The organism is Streptomyces sp. NPDC001380 (genome assembly GCF_042895785.1).
In the GTDB taxonomy this organism is placed as follows: Bacteria; Actinomycetota; Actinomycetes; order Streptomycetales; family Streptomycetaceae; genus Peterkaempfera.
In genome coordinates, this window is the sequence record NZ_JBIAWP010000010.1 from 73,695 (window position 1) to 92,395 (window position 18,701).

Below are 18,701 nucleotides of genomic sequence, written 5' to 3' on the forward strand. Positions count from 1 at the left end.
CAGTAAACGGCGACAGGCGCCGCTTCCCACCCCTACGGTGTGACACGTGAGCAGTAGTGGCCTCATCTACGCGGCGATCGTAGGGGCCTGGGCTGCCTACCTGGTGCCGATGTGGCTCCGCAGGCAGGACGAGCTCAACGAGGCGCGCCCGACGGAACGCTTCAGCACCGCCATCCGCCTCCTGTCGGGGCGGGCGGCGATGGAGCGTCGCATCACCCGGTCCCTGGACGGTCGGAACGACGACACCGGCGCCCCCGGCGCCGACGCTCCCGACGACGGCGCCCCCGGCGCGGACGGCCCCGGCGCGGACGGCCCCGGCGCCGGCGCCGCGGCGGACGGCGCGCCCGCCGTGACCCGTGCGTCCGCACACGACCGGATGCCCGCCCCCCGCACCCCGGCGCCCGCCCCCCGCACCCCGGCGCCCGCGCCGCGGTCCACCCGCGCCGAGCGCGAGGCCCGCGCCGGAGCCCGCCGCCGGGCCCGGCTCCTCGCCCGCCGCCGCCGCATCGTCACGGCCCTCTTCGCAGCCTTCACCCTCGGCACGATCGCCGCCGCCGTGGGCGGCCTGTCCCTGCTCTGGGCGCCGGCGGCCCCCGCCGTGCTGCTCTCCCTCTACATCGGGCGCCTGCGCCGCCAGGAGCGCCTGCGCTACGAGGTGAAGCTCGACCGCCGCCGCGCCGCCGAGGCCGCACAGCGGCTGCGCGAGCGCCAGGGCCACCAGGGGTACCGGGGCCACCACCGGTCCGAGGCCCGCCCCGCGGCGCCCCAGGCCACCGCCCGCCACCCCCAGCCGGGCCCGGCCCGCCGCCCCGCGGCGCCGGACCGCCCCGCCGCACCCGGCCACCGGGACGGCGCGGGACACCGGGACGGTGCGGGCCACCGGGACGGCGCGGACACCGCGGCGGACGCGGGCCACCGGGCCGGGGCCGACCGGGAGCACCCGGGGGCCGACCCCGCCGCCGAGCGGCCGGCCCTCGTCGAGGCCACTGAGGCCACCGACCACGAGGAGTGGGTCGACGGGCTGCGCGAGCGCTCCGCCGAGGCCGACCCCGACTCCTGGGAGCCCGTGCCCGTCCCGCTCCCCACCTACGTCACGGCTCCGGTCGCCCCCCGCAGCACCGGCAGCCTCGACCTCGGCGCCCCCGACGCCTGGAGCGCCGGCCGGGCCGCCGCGCCCCCGGCCGCCGAGGAGCCGCGCGGGCGCACGCCGCTCTTCGACCAGTACGCCGCACCCGAACACCCCGCCCCGGACATCGCCGCCGAGCAGCCCCGGCCCCGCGCCGCCAACGAGTGACGCCCGGCGGATAACCGCCGGTCCCGGCGCCGGGGCGTGCGCGAGCACCCTCCCAAGGATGCTAGAGTTCTTTCTCGTTGGGGCTGTGGCGCAGTCCGGTAGCGCACCTCGTTCGCATCGAGGGGGTCAGGGGTTCGAATCCCCTCAGCTCCACCCAACAGAGGCCCTGCCCGGGGAACCGGGCAGGGCCTCCGGCGTTGTGCGGGGCGGCAGGGCTCCGCAGCCTGGGCGGACCTCCCCGGCCTCCCCCACGCCCTGCGGACCGCCCCGGACCTCCCTCGCGGACAGGCGTCGGCCACGTTCTCCTCGGCGGGCCCGAGCGAGGTGAAGGTGAGGGCGAGGCAGCCGCGGGCGGCGCAGGGGGAGACCATGGGGGCCCATGCGCACACGGTCTCCCCGGCCGTGTGCGCGAACACGATGCCGACCGTGCCCTTCCCGGCTGCGGAGGCGTCGGCCGTGACCGGCTGCCCTGTCAGCTTGAGCGGGAAGGAGCCGGCCGCCTGGCCGGACGTCAGGCAGCCGTGGTCGTCGGGGTCCGCCGAGGCGTCGGCGTGCGGGGCGGACGCGCCTCGCCGGAGCGGCCGGTGGGCAGGAGGAGCGTGCCGAGCAGGGCGGCGGTCGCGGGGAGGCGGCGTGCACGGGTGGTCCCTTCCGGGGGCGGTGTGCGGATGGGCTCCTCCGGGTTCGCCAGGGCAGGCAGGGAACGGCCGCACCGCCCTCCCGTGACCGGGCGTCACACGGTCGGCTTCCGGGCGTCCGGGCGGCTTGCGGGCTGCGGGCCGCCCGAGGCGCGCCGCCCCGGTCGCGCCGGCCGCCACGGCCGGAGGGGTGCGCCTCGGAGGCGCGTCTCCGCAGCCGCAGCCGGGGCAAGGGCCTGCGGTCGAGGGGCGGCCGGTTCCCCGGCGGCCGGCCGCCCGGTTGACGGGTGCGGCCGGACGTGGCCACGGTGGAGGGGGGACGTCGCAGGGAGCAGGTCCATGAGCTGGTTCAACGTCCTGTACTACGTGGTGATGATCCTGGCCTTCCTGGGGTGCCTGGGGATGGCGCTCAGGTCGCGGAGGGAGCCCCTGAAGGCGACCGTCTGGGCGGCCTCCTCGCCGGTCGTCGCCTTCGCCGCCCCGATCGGCATCGTCTTCGCGCTCATCGCCGGCGCGGTGTGGCTGCTCTTCGTGGCCGCTCCGCACCTGGTCTCCCGCCACCGGGCGGCCGGCCGGGCCGAGGTGCTCCCGGTCGGACCGCGTCCGGCCGGGGTGTGACCGGCCGGGGGCGACCGGACGGCAAGGGTCCGCGGCCGGGCGGGCCGCCTGCCCGACGGGGTGCGGGCGGGGGGATCGCGAGGCGCCCGGAGGGCGGGCGCCCGTGCGGTGGTGCGCCCGCGCGCCCGGGGGAGGACGGCCGTCCGGCACGTGACGTCGCAGGTCGGAGGGACACTGCCGCTGGGCCGTCGTGGTCCCGCGGCGTGCGTTCGGCGGCTGCGGGGCATGCCCGATAGCGGATTGTTCGTCACATCGGCATGCTTTACTTACGGTGAGTGATGACATCCTGTGTCGGGAGGGGGTGGCCCGTGCCGTTCGCCGCTGCGCGCACGACCGTGCGGACGGCCGTCGTCCTCCTGCTGGCCGCCCTGCTCGCCCTTGCCGGTACGGGCCCGGCCGCTGCGCAGGCCGCCGGGCCGACCGCCCCGGCCGTGCAGCCGTCGCTCGTGCAGCAGCCGCCGGGGGAGCAGCCGCCGGGGGAGGAGGAACCGCTCCCGCAGGGCGCCGGGCGGTCCGAGTCCCCTCCGACCCGCCGCGGCCAGGCCCCCGGCGGTCCCGTGTCCGGCCGCTCCACGGGATGCCGGACGCCCCTGCCGGACCCTCCGGCCGGACCCGGTGCCGGACGCCGCGCCGCCGGGCGCCCGGCGGCAGCCGCACCACCGGCCGCACCCGATCCCGTCCGTCTGCGTGTTCTCCTCTGCTGACGCCTGACGCCTGACGCCTGACGCCTGACGCCCGCGGCCCCTGCCGCCGCCCGGCGGTCCCGCCCGGCCCCGGGGCGGCGCGGCCGCCTGCCCGCAGTCCTGTTCCACCCGTCCCGGACACCCGTCCGCGAGCACTCCCAGTGAGGACCTGATGACTCGTCGTCCCGCCCTCCGTCCTGCCCTCCTCCGGTCCGCGTTCCTCCGGCCCGCCGTCCTCCGCCGCGACCTCGCCGCCTCCCTGGTGGTCTTCCTGGTCGCCCTCCCCCTCTGCGTCGGCATCGCCGTCGCCAGCGGCGCCCCCGCCGAACTGGGCCTGGTCACCGGCATCGTGGGCGGCCTGGTCGCCGGCGTGCTGCCCGGCAGCAGCCTCCAGGTGTCCGGACCGGCGGCGGGCCTGACGGTCCTGGTGCACCAGGCCGTCACCGACCACGGCCTGCCCGCGCTGGGCGTGGTCGTGCTCGCCGCCGGACTGCTGCAGACGGCCATGGGGGCGCTGCGGCTCGGCCGCTGGTTCCGCGCCGTCTCCGTCTCCGTCGTCCACGGCATGCTGGCCGGCATCGGGCTGGTCCTGGTCGCGGGCCAGCTGTACCCGATGCTCGGTGCCCAGGGGCACGGCAACGGCCCGGCCGACCTGGCGGGCCTGCCCGCCCTGGCGGCCGCCACCGCCGGCTCGCCGCAGGCCCTCACCACGGCCGCGGTCGGCGGCGGCACCCTGCTGCTGCTCCTGGTGTGGCCGCGTCTGCCGTACCGGGTGCGCACCGCCGTGCCGGGCCCGCTGGCGGCGGTCGCCGCAGCCACCGCCGTGACCGTCCTCGCCGGGGTGGACACGCCCAGGGTCGAGGTCCGCGGCCTGCTGGAGGCCGTGCGGCCGCCCGGCCTGTCCGACCTGGCGGGACTGGCCGAGGCGGGGCTGCTCGGCACCGCCGTCGCCTTCGCCCTGGTCGCCTCCGCCGAGTCGCTGTTCTGCGCGGCTGCGGTGGACCGCCTGCACGACGGCCCGCGCACGCACTACGACCGGGAACTGGTCGCGCAGGGCGTCGGCAACACCGTGTGCGGGCTGCTCGGGGCGCTGCCCATGACGGCGGTGATCGTGCGCAGCGCCGCCAACGTCCAGGCGGGCGCGCGGACCAGGGCGTCCCGGGTGCTGCACGGCTGCTGGCTGCTGCTGTTCGCCGCGCTGCTCCCGGGGGCCCTCGGCGTGATCCCGCTGGCGGCGCTGGCCGCCGTCCTCGTGCACGCGGGGGCCAAGCTGGTACCGGTCTCCACCCTCCCGCCGCTGTGGCGGGCGCATCGCGGGGAGGCCGTCGTCCTGCTGGCGACGGCGGTGGCGGTCGTGGCGGCCAACCTGCTGGAGGGGGTGCTGCTGGGGCTGCTGCTGGCGGTCCTCAAGAGCGCCTGGGAGATCTCCCACCTCCAGGTGGAGGTCGTCGACCCGGCGCCCGCGGCCGACGGGCGCGGGGAGGGCGGTGCGGACGGGCCGGACGTGCTCGCGCCGGACGTGCTCGGGACGGACGTGCTCGGCACGGGCGCGCCGGTGCTCGTGCGGCTCTCCGGCAACGCCACCTTCCTGCGGCTGCCCAGGCTGCTGGCCGCCCTGGAGGCCCTGCCGCAGGACCGTCCGGCCACCCTGGACACGTCCGGCCTGCGCCACCTGGACCACGCCTGCCGCACCGCGCTGGAGGACTGGACCGCCCGGCACGGCGGCCAGGGGCTGCACGGCGGCGAGGGGGCGGAGCAGGTCCGGGTGCCCGCCTGACCTCCGGCGGGCGTCCGGCGCCGCGGGCGGCGGACGCCCGCGGCGCGGCCCCGGCGGGTCACGGAGGCCCCGGCGGGTCACGGAGGCCGGACGGCGGAGGTCACGCCCCCACGGCCGGGGCCGGCACCCGGGCCGGCGCGAAGGGCCGGATCTCGTAGCGGCCGTGCTCGACGACCGCGTAACTGGACTCGGGCACCTCGTTCCAGGCCCCCGGCACGTCGCCCAGCGGCTCGGAGACGACCAGCCTGGCCTCCTCCGAGGCCCTCCGGACCAGCGGGCTGTCGGGGTACAGCTCCTTCAGGCCCTCGATGTCCGTGCTGTGGAAGAGCGACCGCGACCGGTGCTCCGTGGAGTACCGGAACGCCCACATCCGCGTGCCGTCGCAGACCGCGACGGTCATCTGCACGGGGTGCTCGACACCGTGCCGCCATCCCACCTCCTCCACGAGCCCGGCCATCCGCGCCACCGCGCCGGGCGGGTCCTCGGCGAGGCCCAGGCCCAGCGCGAGGAAGAACATCACCTCGGAGTCGGTGGACCCCTCGATCGAGGGGAAGAGCGCGGGGGCGACGGCGAGGGCCAGCTCCCGCCTGATCGCGGAGAAGCCGTCGATCATGCCGTTGTGCATCCACAGCCAGCGCCCGTACCGGAAGGGGTGGCAGTTGGTCTGCTGGGTGGCCGAGCCGGTCGAGGCCCGGATGTGGGCGAAGAACATCCGGGAGCGGATGTGGCTGGTGAGCTCCCGCAGGTTGCGGTTGCTCCAGGCCGGACCCACGTCGCGGAAGACCGCCGGGGTGGAGCGGTGGCCGTACCAGCCGATGCCGAACCCGTCGCCGTTGGTGGTCTCCACGCCGAGCCTGGCGTGCAGGCTCTGCTCGATCAGCGAGTGGGAGGGCTTGTAGACGATGTCCTCGAGCAGGATCGGCGAACCCGAGTAGGCGAGCCATCGGCACATGCGCTCTGCTCCCCTCGTGGCGGCTGGGGCTGCGGCGGGAGGCGCCCACCGCCAGTATGGGCACACTCCGGCCCAGGTTTCTCTGCGGGGCGCTCCCTCGCGGGGCGTCCCTCGCAGCGCGTTCCGCCGCGAGCCGCCCGGGGGCCCGTCTCCGGGCCCCGCCTCCCGGACCCTTCTCCGGGGCCCTGCGGCCCCGGCCGCCGAGGGGGCCCGGGCCCGGTACGGCGGCCGGGGGAGGGGACGCCCCCCGGCCGCCGTGCCGGGTCAGCCGGCGGAGGGCCGGCGGCGCGGGTGCCGGGTGAGGCTGTACCCGGCCACGCCCAGCAGGGCGGCGAGCACGCCGCCGCCGACCGTCCAGATCCAGCGCGAGGAGATCCCGGAGAACCACCCGCGGGCCTTCTCGACGGGCCGGGCCGCGGAGGGCCCGGACGGCGCCGAGGGCGCCGCCGACGGGACGGCGCCCGGCGCGAGGGTGGCACCGGGGTGGACGGCCGGGACCAGCGGCGCCCGCAGGCCGCCGCCCTCGGGCTCGGCGTCGCCGTCCTCGGACGCCACCCGCGCCTCCACCCGGACTGGCAGGCCCAGGTCGGGCTCGGGCAGGTCGGTGGCCGAGAGCCGGACGTAGTACGTCCCGGGCAGCGGGTCGCCGGACCACGGTTCGGCCCAGGACCGCACCTGCCGCAGCGTGCAGTCCAGGGACACGGTCGCGGCGTCGGCCGCGGCGGCGGCCGTCTGCGTCCCGGCCGTGCACGCCTGGCGGCGGCGCAGCCCGTCGAAGACGTCGACGGTCCAGGTGGCGGCGCCGTGGCGGTTCGCCGCGGGCGGCAGGGAGACGGTCACGCCGACGGTGGCGGTCTGCCCGGCGGCCGCGCCGAACGCCCAGTACAGGTAGTCGCCGGTGGAGGCGGACAGCTGGATCGGGGCGCCCCGGCCCAGGGCGGCGGCGGTGAGGAAGGACGTCCCCGCCGTGCCGGGGACGGCGTGGCCGGACGTCCCGGGCGACGCGGTGCCGGTGTCGGCCGGTGCGGCGGACGCGGGCGCGGACGCCCCGGCCAGCAGGGCCGCCCCGGCGGCGGTCAGGCCGGCGGCGGTGCGCAGGAGGTGTGCCGTACGCATGTCAGTTCTCCCTCCAGACGGCGATCCGCCAGCGGGCGAGCCAGCCCGCGACCAGACCGGTGAGCAGGCCGGCGAGGGCCAGGACGCCGAGCAGCACCCAGCCGCGGCCGAGGTCCGGGCCACCGGGGGCGGGGGAGGCGTCGACCACGTCGACGGTCAGCTCGACCGGCATGCCCGGGGCGCGCCGGACGGCCGCCGGCACGGCGAAGGAGTTGCTGACGACCAGGCAGACGCTCTCCGCGGCCTGCGCGGTGCCGTCCGTCCCGGCACCCGTCCCGGTGCCCGTCCCGCCGTCCGCGGCCGCGGCGGGCGCCGACGCACCGTCGCCCTGCGCCGGGGACCAGCGCAGGCCGGTCGAGAGCACGTCGGTGCGGCCGCTGCCCGCGTCGCTGCCGCGGACCAGCTCCTGCCCGTCCGGGGACAGGGCCCGCAGCAGCACGCCGCGGTCCCGGCCGAGCGGCCGGTCGAGGGCGACGCTGACGGAGGCCCGCAGCTCCTGGCCCGGCCGGACCGGCACCCGGTAGGCCCGGTGCTCCTCGACCTGCTCGCGGTCGCTGTAGACGCCCGGCGAGAGCAGCGGCGCGGTCGCGCACTCGGCGGCGCCGGAGATCCGCTGCGGGGTCTGGTCGTAGGTGTCGCCGGCCCGTTTGACCAGCTGCTTGATGCGGCCGGTCAGCTCGTTGCCGCTCTGCACGGCCGTGTAGGTGCCGCCCGTGGCGGAGGCGATGCAGGTGAGCTGGCGGCGCACCCTGTCGTCCAGGGTCAGGCCGAGGGTGTCGACGACCAGGTGGGTGCCCTGGGCCGCGAGCTCGCGGGCGACCTCGCAGGGGTCGGGCGGGGCGCAGGTGTCCTCGCCGTCGGTGATGAGGACGATCCGCCGGGTGGTCTCGCCGGTGCCCAGGTCCTTCGCGGCCTCGCGCAGGGCGAGGCCGACCGGGGTGAAGCCGGTGGGGCGCAGGGTGGCGATGGCGGTCTTGGCCTCGGTGCGGTCGGGGTGGCCGACCGGCACGATCTGCTGGGTGTCCTTGCAGCCCAGCCGCTTGTCGTTGCCCGGGTAGGAGGCCCCGAGCACGCGTATGCCGAGTTCGGTCTCGGCCGGGAGCGAGTCCACCACCTCCCGGAAGGACTGCTGGGCGACCGAGATGCGGCTGCGGCCGCCGAGGTCGGCGGCACGCATCGAGCCGCTGACGTCGAGCACCAGCTCGACCTTGGGCGGTTCCTTCGCGGGGGTGGTCTCGTCGGCGGCGGCCGGTGGCGCGCCGAGTGTCGTCAGGGCGGCGAGCACGCCGAGCAGGACCGCCGCCGACCGTCGTCTGGTGATCACCCGCAGATCCTAGTGATCGTCAGACTGTCCGATCGTCAGGGGAGGGGCGGCCGCGGTCCCGGACCGGGAACGGTCAGGCCTTCCCCGGGCCGGGAACGCCCAGCCGGGCGCGGTCGGCGGCCTCGGTGCCGTGCTCCCACCCCGCCAGGTCGCGGCCGCGCAGGCGGTGCCGGACGGTGCCGGGGAACATCCGCTCCGCCGCGTCCTCCACCGCGACCTCCCGGGCGGCGAGTACCGGGAGCAGCGGAGGGCGCGCAGCGGTGCCGGACGCCCCCGCGGCCGCCTCCCGAGCCGCCTCCGCCTCGGCCTCCCGCGCCGCCTCGCCGGCCGCGTCGGCCAGCCGGGTGCGGATGCGCCCGGCGAAGGCGACCAGGAAGGTCTGCCGGAAGTCGCGGGTGCGCCGCGAGCGGCCGCTGCGGTGGTGCCGGTCGGCGGCCCGGTTCATCCCGCCGGTGGCCTGGGCCAGCAGGGAGGCGTGCAGCAGCTCGACGGCGTCCAGGTCGGGCCCGTACCCGACGACCGTGGAGAAGCCGAGGTCGGACGACCAGACGCTGCGGCAGCGGTTCGCGGCCGCCACGGCGTCGAGCAGCACCGCCTTCGCCGCGGCGTACGGCTCCTCCACCCCGATCCGGCGGGCCTCCGGACCGCCCGCCGGGTGCGCCGGGTCGGCGTCGAGCAGGGCCTCGTCGATGCTGTACCGGGCGGCCAGCTGCTGCGCCTTGGCGGTGAAGGCGTCGGCCTCCTCGGCGTACGGGGTCGCCTCGGCCTTGGCGAGCAGCGCCCGCACCCGGGCGAGCATCCGGGGCGCCGCTGCCGCCGGTGCGGAGCCCGGCCGCGGGAAGCGGCTGCCCGGGGGCGGGGCGACCGGCGTGATCCGGGGGAGCCGGACCAGCAGGCGCAGCAGCTCCAGCCAGGCGCCGACCGCACCGAAGCGGTCCAGGCGCCACTGCGCGGCGAAGGCCGCGAGGTGGGCGCCGCCGCCGTCCCACCGGACGGCCGCGTCCAGGTCGGACAGCTGGGCGGCCCAGCGCGGCGGCAGCTCGCCGTCGCCGTAGCGGAGGCCCTCGGCGGCGACCGCGTCCACGGCGAGGGCGGCGTGGTGCGGGGCGAGGTCGCGGCGCACGACCCGGACCAGGTCGGCGGGCTGCCAGCCGTTCTCCCAGGCCCGGCGCACCGCCCGTCCGGCGGCGGCGAGCAGGGCCGTGCCCACCGCGTCCGCCCCGTCCCGCGGCTCCGCCCCGTCCCGCGGCTCCGCCCCGGCCCGTCCCCGGGCCCGGTCCGCCGCCGGGGCGCCCGCGGCGGCGGCGAGGGCGGACGCGGCCGCGTCCACGGCGTCCTCCGCGGCGTCCGCCGGGGCTCCGACGGCGCCGCCGATCAGCTGGTCCAGTTCCTGCGCGCGGGTCACGGCCGCCACGGTAGCCGCCGCGGGTGCGCCGCCGGCCGGGCGGGGCCCGCATGCGGCTCCGCCCCGGCCCGGTTCGGCCCCGTCCGCCGCCGCTGCCGCCCGAGTGGACCAGCACACCGGGCGGGAACGGCCCGCCTCGCCGAGGATGGCTCGTGGGGCAGGGCCGCCCGCCCCCCCGGAAGGAGCAACTCCCGTGAGCAACCTGTTCGCCATCTCCTACCCCGACCTTCCCACCGCCCAGCAGGTCCGCACCGAGCTGGGGAACCTGCAGAAGCAGAAGCTCATCGACATCGAGGACGCCGTCGTCGTCGAGCGCCGCCAGGACGGCCGCATCAAGCTGCACCAGGCGGTCAGCACCACCGGCATGGGCGCCGCCTCCGGCGCGCTGTGGGGCGGGGTGATCGGCCTCCTCTTCTTCATGCCCTTCCTCGGCGCCGCCATCGGCGGTGCGACCGGTGCGGCGGTCGGCGCCGCCACCGAGGTGGGCGTGGACGACGACTTCATGCGCAAGGTCGGGCAGAAGCTGCAGCCCGGCAGCGCCGCCCTCTTCGTGCTGGTCCGCCAGGCCACCCCGGACAAGGTGCTGCCGGAGATCGCCCGCTTCGGCGGCGAGATCATCCAGACCTCGCTCTCGGCCGAGGCCGAGGAGCACCTGCGGGAGACCCTCAAGGCCACGAAGGTGGCGCACCCCGCGTAGCGACGGGCTGGTTCCGCAGAGGGACGGACGGGCAGCGGCCCGTCCGTCCCGCTGTCCGTCCCCGGGGCGCCTCCGCCCCGGGGCGCTCCCCGTTCCCGGGAGGCAGCCGCCCCCTCCGGGCGCCTCCGTCCGGGCGTCCCAGCCCGGGCGGCCGTCCGGACCGTCCCTCCGCCGCGCCCCTCCGCCGAGAGGACGGACCCGCCCATGGCCCCACCGCCCGCCGTCCGCGTCCCCACCGGGCGCACCACCGAACTGCTGCTGCTCGCCGCCGCGGTCGGGGTGTCCGTCCTCGGGTACGTCGCGGTCGGCGCGGCCATCGACAGGGGCGTGCCGGCCGGCGCGGGCGGCTACGGCGCGGCGCTCGGCGTCCTGGCCCTGCTGGCGCATGCGACCGTGCGCTGGCGCGCCCCCTACGCCGACCCGCTGCTGCTGCCGATCGCGCTGCTGCTCAACGGCATCGGACTGGTGGTGATCTACCGGCTCGACCGGGCGACGCCCGGCGACCAGGCCGCCCCCACCCAGCTCCTGTGGTCGGCGACCGGCGTCGCCCTCTTCGTCACCGTGCTGCTCGCGGTGCGCGACCACCGGCTGCTGCGCCGGTACGCCTGGATCAGCGCCCTGGCGGCGCTGGTCCTGCTGGTCCTGCCGGTCTTCTTCCCGACGGTGTACGGGGCGCACATCTGGATCACGGTGGGCTCCTTCTCGATCCAGCCCGGCGAGTTCGCCAAGGTGCTGCTGGCGGTCTTCTTCGCGGCCTACCTGGCGGCGTTCCGCGACGCGCTGGCGCTCACCGGACGGCGGATCTGGCGCTGGCAGCTGCCCCGGGGGCGGGTGCTGGGGCCGGTCCTGGTGGTGTGGGCGGTCTTCGTCGGCGTGCTGGTGCTGGAGACCGACCTGGGGACCTCGCTGCTCTTCTTCGGCCTCTTCGTGATCCTGCTGTACGTCGCCACCGCCCGCAGCGGCTGGATCGCGATCGGGCTGCTGCTGTCGGCCGCGGCCGCGGTGGCGGTGGGGCTGCTGGAGCCGCACGTGCACGGCCGCGTCGAGGACTGGCTGCACCCGACGGCGTCCATCGAGGCGGGGCGGGGCGCGGGGCAGCTGGCGCAGTCGCTCTTCGCGTTCGCCGCGGGCGGCCTGCTGGGGACGGGCCTGGGCCGCGGGCACTCGATCCTGATCGGCTTCGCCGCCAAGTCCGACTTCGTCCTGGCCACCGTCGGCGAGGAACTGGGCCTGGCCGGCCTCACCGCGCTGCTGCTGCTCTACGCGGTGCTGGTGGGCCGGGGCTTCAAGACCGGCATCGCGCTGCGCGACCCGTTCGGCAGGCTGCTCGCCATCGGGCTCGCCGGGATCGTCGCCCTCCAGGTCTTCGTGGTGGCCGGCGGCGTGCTCGACCTCATCCCGCTCACCGGGATGACCATGCCGTTCCTGGCCCAGGGCGGCTCGTCGGTGGTCACCAACTGGGTGATGGTGGCGCTCCTGGTGCGGATGAGCGACGCCGCGCGGCGCCCGGCGGTGCCCCGGTGAGCCGGCCGGGCATCTCCGTCACGGGCCGGCGGGCCGGCACCTTCTGCCTGCTGCTGATCGTGGCGCTGCTGGTGCAGGCCACCCGGGTGCAGGTGCTCCGGGCGCAGCGGTACGACGACAACCCGGCCAACCGGCGCGCGGCGATCGCCCGCTACGCGCAGCCGCGGGGGGACATCCTGGTCGACGGCCGCCCCGTCACCGGCTCGCGGGCGGACGGCCGCATGTTCCGGTACGAGCGCACCTACCGCGACGGCCCCGTCTACGCGGCGGCGACCGGCTACTCCTCCCAGATCTACGGCAACACCCTGCTGGAGGGCGTGGAGGACGACGTCCTCGCCGGGACCGACCCCCGCCTGGCGGTCTTCGCGCCCTGGGACGCGGTCACCCGCGCCCCGCAGCGAGGCGGCGACGTGGTGACCACCCTCGACGGGGCGGTGCAGCAGGCCGCGTACCGGGCGATGGACCGCAAGCGCGGTGCGGTCGTCGCCGTCGAGCCGGCGACGGGCCGCATCCTCGCCCTCGTCAGCACGCCGTCGTACGACCCGGGGAGCCTCGCGGGGTCGTCGGCCGCCGTCCGCCGGGCGTGGGCCGCGCTCCAGGCCGACCCGCTGCAGCCGATGCTGGACCGGGCGCTGCGGCAGACGTACCCGCCGGGCTCCACCTTCAAGGTGGTCACGGCCGCGGCGGCGCTGACGGCCGGCGCCGACCCCGACGTGCCCACCGACAGCCCGGAGCCGCTGCGGCTGCCGGACACCGACCGGGAGCTCACCAACGAGGCCCCCGGCTGCCTCGACGCCACCCTGCGGCTGGCCCTGGCCCGGTCCTGCAACACCGTCTACGCCAAGCTCGGCGTCGACCTCGGCCTGGACCGCATGGTGGCCGCGGCGGAGGCGTTCGGCTTCAACGACCCCCGGCTGCGGGTGCCGGTCGCGGTCTCCCGGAGTGTCTTCGACACCCGCATGGACCCGGCCCGCCTGGCCCTCTCCTCCATCGGCCAGTACGACACCCGGGCCACCCCGCTGCAGATGGCCATGGTCGCCGCCGGGATCGCGAACGGCGGCCGGATCATGGCGCCCCGCCTGGTCGACCGGCTCACCCGGGCCGACGGGACCGCCGTCGCCATCGAGTCGGAGCGGACGTACCGGCAGGCCGTCGACCCGCGGGTGGCCGCCGAGCTGCGCTCGATGATGGAGGACGTGGTCACCGAGGGCACCGGCACCAGGGCGCAGATCCCGGGGGCCGTGGTCGGCGGCAAGACCGGCACCGCGCAGAACGGCGTGGCCAACCGGGGCACCCCCTACGCCTGGTTCATCGGGTACGCGGGCCGGGAGGGGGCGGCGCCGCGGGTCGCCGTCGCGGTGGTGGTCGAGGACAGCGGCGCCCGGCGTGCCGACATCAGCGGCGGCGGGCTCGCCGCGCCCATCGCCCGGGACGTGATGCAGGCGGCCCTGCGGGGCCGCTGACGCGAGGTCATCCACCGTCGGACGCAGCCGTTTCCGTGCGGCGCCCGGGCCCGTCCGCCGTCGCGGCGCGGGAATTCCGGGAATTCCGCCGCGGCGTCACCCGGGCCCCCGCCAAGGGAATTCCCGGATTCCCCCGCGCCGTTCCGGACGCCGCCTTCCCCGGAATTCCGGGAGGCCGCGGGAAAGGGGGCCGCGCCCTCCCGCGGGCCCGCCGCGGCGGCCGGGGCGTCCGCCCGGCACGGACGCCGGCGCACCGTCACCCGGTCCCGGTCCCGGTCCCGGTCCCGGTCCCGCCCGGACCCCGGACCCCGGCGCCCGCACCCGGGCCGGCTCACCCCCGGAAGAGGTTCCTCCCCACGTCCGGCGGGACGACGTCCCGCACCGGCCCGCCGGAGGCGGGGTCCCGCATGCCGGGGATGGGCTCGGTCCGCGTCCGGCGGAGCAGGACGACGCCGTCCCCGCTCCACACCGTCTCGTACCCGTGGGCCAGCAGCAGGCGGATCCGCTCCTGCTGCTGCCCGACGTCGGCGAACGGGAAGGCCCGCACCCCGCTGCGGATCACCACGTACTCCCGGCCGTGCGGCACGGCGTCGACGAGGACGACGTCGGTGCGCGGGGTCAGGTGGGGGGCGACGTTGTTGTCCGCCTCCACCGAGGCGCCGTCGGGGATGAGCGCGGCCGCCCGGACGAGGGCGCTGCGGTCCGGCCGCGGCTTCCAGATCCGCGGGTTGGCCAGCCCGTACAGGCCCATGCAGCAGGTGGCGGCGAGGTTGCAGGCGACCGCACCGGCCGCGAGCGCGCGGCCCGCGCGCCGCAGCCGCGGCCGTCCGGCGCCGGCCAGCCGCCCGAGCACCTCCACCGAGGCGACCAGCAGGATCGGCCAGACGAAGGCGTCGTAGTGGTGGGTCGCCGGCCAGTGGTTGGGGTTGTCGGAGAGCACCCGCTCGGCCAGCAGCGGCACGGCCAGCAGGGCGGTCGCGGAGCCCAGCGGCAGGAGCAGCAGCGTGCCGAGCAGCCACAGCAGCAGGGCCGGCTTGATCAGCGGCGTGGTGGCGGTGTGCAGGAGGACGCCGGGGTCGGCGAGGATCCGGGCGAGCGCCGAACCGCCGTCGGGCCCCAGGCTCCCGTAGCTCCAGTAGTAGTCGGGACGGCCGCCGAAGGCCGGCACCGCCCAGCGGATGGCGGCGGCCGAGCAGAGCGGGCCCGCGGCGAGGAGGACCGCCCCGGTGGCGGTGCCGCGCCGGTCCCCGCGCCGGTGCGCCCGCGCCGCCAGCACCAGGCCGTACACGCCGACGACCAGTCCCAGGTCCTCCTTGGTGCACGCCAGCAGCGCGGCGCAGAGCAGGACGGACCGGTACCGCCGGGCCAGGCCGCGCTCCAGGAGCAGGAGGGTGAGCGGGACGGCGAAGGCCACCTCGTGGAAGCCGACGCTCGCGGCCGTGCACAGCGGCCAGCCCAGCGCGTAGACCAGCCCGGCCGTGTCGGCGGCCGCGGACACCGCCCCCGGACGCGCCGCCAGGCAGTGCGCCGCGATGCGCCGCACCACCGGGACGCCGGCGGCGAAGAGCGCGGACTGGGCGAGGACCAGCATGCGCGGGTCGTCCCAGACCCAGTACAGCGGGGTGAGCAGCGCCAGGACGGGGGAGAAGTGGTCGCCGAGGAGGGAGAAGCCGGCCGGGAACCCGTGGTGGACGTTCTTGATCGCCGAGTGCGGCAGCTGCAGGTGCGCGTAGCTGCGGACGCCCTGGTCGAAGATGCCGAGGTCGAAGCCGCCGACCCGGCCGGTCAGCCAGGACTGCAGGCCGATCGCCGCGGTCAGGGCGAAGCAGAGCGCCGCCGTGGCGGCGGCCCGCCGGGCCGACGGCGCCGGTGCGGGCCCGGGCGCGGGCCGCGCCGCCGCCCGGGGGCCGGGGCCCGCCTGCCGCGGCAGGCGTACCGCGGTGCGGCCGGGCACGGTGCTCTCAGCAGGCAGGGACATGCCGTCCCCCGCCCGGGCCCGCGCCGTTCCCGCCCCGCACGTTCCGCTCGCCCATGCTCCGGTGCCTTCTCCCCGCAGGTGGCTGCCCCATCGGCCTCAGAACCTAGCAGCCGCCTTTTCCGGCTTTCCCCGTCTCCCGGGCGCCCGGCGGGGGAGCCCTGCACGGGCCGCCGTGTTTTCATGCAATGATTCGTATAATAAAAACATCTGCACTGTTCATGGACGACAGTGCCGATTTCTCCGGGTACCGCCCCCGCGACCCGGCCGGCCCCGCCCCCCGTGCGAAGGAAACACGTCGTGCCCAGCACCACCCCCCTCGGCGAGCGCATGCTGCGCAGGAAGCCCGTCTCCGCACTCGTCGCCGAGGGCGGCGTCACCACCGGGGGCAGCCTGCGCCGCTCCATCGGGCTGTGGCAGCTCACCTCCATCGGCATCGGCGCCACCGTCGGCACCGGCATCTTCTTCGTGCTCGGCTCGGCGGTGCCCGAGGCCGGGCCCGCCGTCGTGCTCTCCTTCGTCATCGCGGCGGTCACCGCAGGCCTCACCGCGCTCTGCTACGCCGAGCTGGCCTCCGCGATCCCCGTCTCCGGCTCGTCCTACTCCTACGCCTACGCGACCCTCGGCGAGGCCGCCGCGTTCGGCGTCGGCGCCTGCCTGCTGCTGGAGTACGGCGTCTCCGCCTCGGCGATCACGGTCACGTGGGGGCAGTACCTCAACGAGTTCCTCCACGACGTCCTCGGCGTCACCCTGCCCGACGCGGTCGCCCAGCCGCCCGGCCACGGCGGCTACGTCAACCTGCCCGCCGTGGTCCTCGTCGCCCTGTGCTGCGTGCTGCTGGTCCGCGGCGCCCGGGAGTCCGCCCGCGTCAACGCCGCCATGGTCGCCGTCAAGCTGGCCATCCTGGTGCTCTTCGTCTGCATCGGCCTGACCGGCTTCCACTCCGGCAACCTCAGCGACTTCGCGCCGCTGGGCATCGGCGGCATCGGCGCCGCCGCCTCGTCGATCTTCTTCTCCTTCATCGGCCTGGACGCGGTCTCCACCGCCGGCGAGGAGGTCAAGGACCCCCGGCGCACCATGCCGCTGGCGATCCTCATCTCGCTGGGCGTCGTCACCCTGCTGTACGTCGGCGTCGCCCTCACCGCCGTCGCCGCGCAGCCCTGGCAGCGGTTCGAGGGCCAGGAGGCGGGCCTCGCCCAGATCCTGCGCGACGTCACCGGCAGCACCTGGCCCTCCACCATGTTCGCCCTCGGCGCCATCGTGTCGATCTTCAGCATCACGCTGGTCGTCCTCTACGGCCAGACCCGGATCCTGTACTCCATGGGCCGCGACGGCATGCTGCCCGCCCGCTTCGCCCGGGTCTCCCCCCGCACCGGCACCCCCGTGTGGAACACCGTCGTCGTCGGCGCCGGCGTCGCCCTGCTCGGCGCCTTCGTCCCACTGGACGTCCTCGCCGACCTCACCAGCATGGGCACCCTGGTCGCCTTCGCCGTCGTCTCCGTCGGCGTGATGGTGCTCCGCCGCACCGCCCCCGACCTCGACCGCGGCTTCAAGGTCCCCGGCTACCCCGTCGTGCCGCTGCTCAGCGTCGCCTTCTGCGCGTACCTGATCTACGGGCTGCACGGCCTCACCTTCACCCTCTTCGGGGTCTGGCTGGCCGGTGCCGCCCTGCTCTACTTCGGCTACGGCATCCGGCACTCCCGCCTCGCCCGCCGCGGGGCGGCCCCCGCCGCGCCCGCCCCGGCGCCCCGCCGCTGAACCCCCTCCCGCACCCGGACCCCGCGCGCCCGGGGCGCCCCCCGCGGCCGCCCCGGGCCCTACGCTGACCCCACCATGGACACCACCGGCGCAGCCCCCCGTCCGCCGCACGCCCGCGCCCTGCGGCGGGCGGCCCGCGTGCTCGACCTGGTCCGGCAGGCCGCCTGGTCCGCCCCGGACCGGCCGATGCGGCTGGCCGGGCCCGCCTTCCCGTTCTGGCGCAAGGCCCTCTCGGTGCCCGCCGCCGCCGGCGTCCTCCTCCTCGCCGTCGCCGCCGCCGCCCAGCTCTCCACCCTGGTGCCGGCCGGCCTCGCCTGGGCCCTGTGCAGCCTGCAGGTCCTGCCGCTGCTCGTCGCCCCCGTACGGCCGCTCACCGCCTGGCGGATCGCCACCGCCGGGATGCTGCTCACCGTCCTCGCCGAGTCGCCCCGCATCCCCGAGCCGTTCTGGCCGTGGCCCGCGGCCGGCTGCGCCGCCTACCTGATGCTGGTCTTCGGCTGCGCCATCACCTACGGCCGCCGCATCTCCCTCGGCGCGATCGCCGTGGTCCTCCTCGTCGTCCTGCTGCCCGCCGTGCCGCTCACCGGCCTGTCCTGGCTGGTGCTGGCCGTCGCCGTCTTCATCACCACGCTCGTCCTGCTCCTCGGCGAGGCCATCCACTCCCGCCGCGAGGCCGAGCGCAGCCTCGTCCAGGCCGAGGAGCAGCGCCGCCGCGACCTCGCCCGGCAGGCCGTGCTGGAGGAGCGCTCCCGCATCGCCCGCGAACTGCACGACGTCGTCGCCCACCACATGTCGATGGTCGCCATCCAGGCCGAGGCCGCCCCCTACAAGACGCCGGGCCTGCCGCCGCAGGCGCTGCGCAGCTTCACCGCCATCCGGGAGGCGTCCACCACCGCCCTCACCGAGATGCGCCGGGTCATCGGGCTGCTGCGCGAGGAGGACGAGGACCTGGAGCTGGCCCCGCAGCCCGGCATCGGGCAGATCCCCGACATGGTGCAGACCGCCCGCACCGCCGGCATGCAGGTCGACCTCTCCCTCACCCTCGCCTCCGGCACCCCGCCCGCCGGGGTCGACGTCTCGGCCTACCGCATCGTGCAGGAGGCGCTGTCCAACGCGGGCCGCCACGCCCCCGGCGCCCGGGTCGAGGTCGAGGTCGTCCAGCGCGGCGACGCGGTGGTGGTGCGGGTCAGCGACGACGGGCGCGGCCACGGCCGCCCGCCCGTCCCCGACGCCGCCTGGGGCGGCCACGGCCTGGTCGGCATGCGGGAGCGGGTCGCCATGCTCGGCGGCACCCTGCGCGCCGGGCCGCGCGGCGGCGCCGGCGGCGGTTTCGAGGTGCGGGCCGAGCTGCCCGTCGACCTGGCCGCCGTGCGCCGCCACGGCCCGCTGCCCCGGCGCCCGCCGCGGCCCGAGCCCCGCGAGCAGACGGGCCTCCCCGGGGAGGGAGACTGAGAGCCGCAGAAGGCGGACCGCAGCA

At 77.2% G+C, this 18,701-nt stretch carries 13 protein-coding genes and 1 tRNA gene; 9 read left to right on the plus strand and 5 right to left on the minus strand.

All coding sequences use genetic code 11. The annotated features are described in order from the left end of the window. The first annotated feature begins 46 nt into the window (after window positions 1–46). The 4 genes from glpR to ACFY07_RS14705 all read left to right on the plus strand — a co-directional run bounded on the left by glpR (window position 47) and on the right by ACFY07_RS14705 (window position 5,010). A complete protein-coding gene (gene glpR, locus ACFY07_RS14690; protein ID WP_390868987.1) occupies window positions 47–1,294 on the plus strand; it encodes a gephyrin-like molybdotransferase receptor GlpR in 1,248 nt (415 codons plus the stop codon). 79 nt (window positions 1,295–1,373) lie between these two features. Beyond that, window positions 1,374–1,447: transfer RNA gene (locus ACFY07_RS14695), tRNA-Ala, on the plus strand. A gap of 824 nt (window positions 1,448–2,271) precedes the next feature. After that, window positions 2,272–2,550 (plus strand): hypothetical protein, encoded by a 279-nt coding sequence (locus ACFY07_RS14700; protein WP_390868988.1) that lies wholly within the window; start codon window positions 2,272–2,274, stop codon window positions 2,548–2,550. An 855-nt stretch (window positions 2,551–3,405) separates the two neighbouring features. After that, window positions 3,406–5,010, plus strand: coding sequence for a SulP family inorganic anion transporter (locus ACFY07_RS14705; RefSeq protein WP_390868989.1), 1,605 nt, complete (start codon window positions 3,406–3,408; stop codon window positions 5,008–5,010). A 100-nt stretch (window positions 5,011–5,110) separates the two neighbouring features. Here ACFY07_RS14705 and ACFY07_RS14710 read toward each other — a convergent pair whose 3' ends face one another. The 4 genes from ACFY07_RS14710 to ACFY07_RS14725 all read right to left on the minus strand — a co-directional run bounded on the left by ACFY07_RS14710 (window position 5,111) and on the right by ACFY07_RS14725 (window position 9,807). Beyond that, on the minus strand, window positions 5,111–5,962 hold the full coding sequence (locus ACFY07_RS14710; RefSeq protein WP_390868990.1) for a class II glutamine amidotransferase: 852 nt from the start codon (window positions 5,960–5,962) through the stop codon (window positions 5,111–5,113). Between the two features lie 264 nt (window positions 5,963–6,226). Further along, window positions 6,227–7,078, minus strand: coding sequence for a peptidase (locus ACFY07_RS14715; RefSeq protein ID WP_390868991.1), 852 nt, complete (start codon window positions 7,076–7,078; stop codon window positions 6,227–6,229). 1 nt (window position 7,079) lies between these two features. Next, a complete protein-coding gene (locus tag ACFY07_RS14720; protein WP_390868992.1) occupies window positions 7,080–8,402 on the minus strand; it encodes a VWA domain-containing protein in 1,323 nt (440 codons plus the stop codon). 73 nt (window positions 8,403–8,475) lie between these two features. Continuing rightward, a complete protein-coding gene (locus ACFY07_RS14725) occupies window positions 8,476–9,807 on the minus strand; it encodes a DUF2786 domain-containing protein (protein WP_390868993.1) in 1,332 nt (443 codons plus the stop codon). Window positions 9,808–10,000: 193 nt separating this feature from the next. On the opposite strand from ACFY07_RS14725, the gene ACFY07_RS14730 reads away from it, so the two are divergent. From ACFY07_RS14730 to ACFY07_RS14740, 3 genes are all read left to right on the plus strand, one after another. Then, the gene (locus ACFY07_RS14730; RefSeq protein ID WP_230653105.1) at window positions 10,001–10,504 is read left to right on the plus strand and encodes a DUF1269 domain-containing protein; all 504 of its coding nucleotides are present in this window, start codon (window positions 10,001–10,003) and stop codon (window positions 10,502–10,504) included. Between the two features lie 204 nt (window positions 10,505–10,708). Next, a complete protein-coding gene (locus ACFY07_RS14735; RefSeq protein ID WP_390868994.1) occupies window positions 10,709–12,028 on the plus strand; it encodes an FtsW/RodA/SpoVE family cell cycle protein in 1,320 nt (439 codons plus the stop codon). Then, the gene (locus tag ACFY07_RS14740; protein ID WP_390868995.1) at window positions 12,025–13,491 is read left to right on the plus strand and encodes a penicillin-binding transpeptidase domain-containing protein; all 1,467 of its coding nucleotides are present in this window, start codon (window positions 12,025–12,027) and stop codon (window positions 13,489–13,491) included. The genes ACFY07_RS14735 and ACFY07_RS14740 overlap by 4 nt, the downstream gene beginning before the upstream one ends. A 331-nt stretch (window positions 13,492–13,822) precedes the next feature. Here ACFY07_RS14740 and ACFY07_RS14745 read toward each other — a convergent pair whose 3' ends face one another. Then, window positions 13,823–15,469 carry a DUF2079 domain-containing protein gene (locus ACFY07_RS14745; protein ID WP_390868996.1) on the minus strand — a complete coding sequence of 549 codons (1,647 nt, stop codon included), beginning with the start codon at window positions 15,467–15,469 and terminating at the stop codon, window positions 13,823–13,825. Window positions 15,470–15,796: 327 nt separating this feature from the next. On the opposite strand from ACFY07_RS14745, the gene ACFY07_RS14750 reads away from it, so the two are divergent. Together ACFY07_RS14750 and ACFY07_RS14755 are read left to right on the plus strand one after the other, a co-directional pair. Continuing rightward, the gene (locus ACFY07_RS14750) at window positions 15,797–17,224 is read left to right on the plus strand and encodes an APC family permease (RefSeq protein WP_390869111.1); all 1,428 of its coding nucleotides are present in this window, start codon (window positions 15,797–15,799) and stop codon (window positions 17,222–17,224) included. 75 nt (window positions 17,225–17,299) lie between these two features. Continuing rightward, a complete protein-coding gene (locus ACFY07_RS14755) occupies window positions 17,300–18,676 on the plus strand; it encodes a sensor histidine kinase (RefSeq protein ID WP_390868997.1) in 1,377 nt (458 codons plus the stop codon). The last annotated feature ends 25 nt before the right edge of the window (window positions 18,677–18,701 follow it).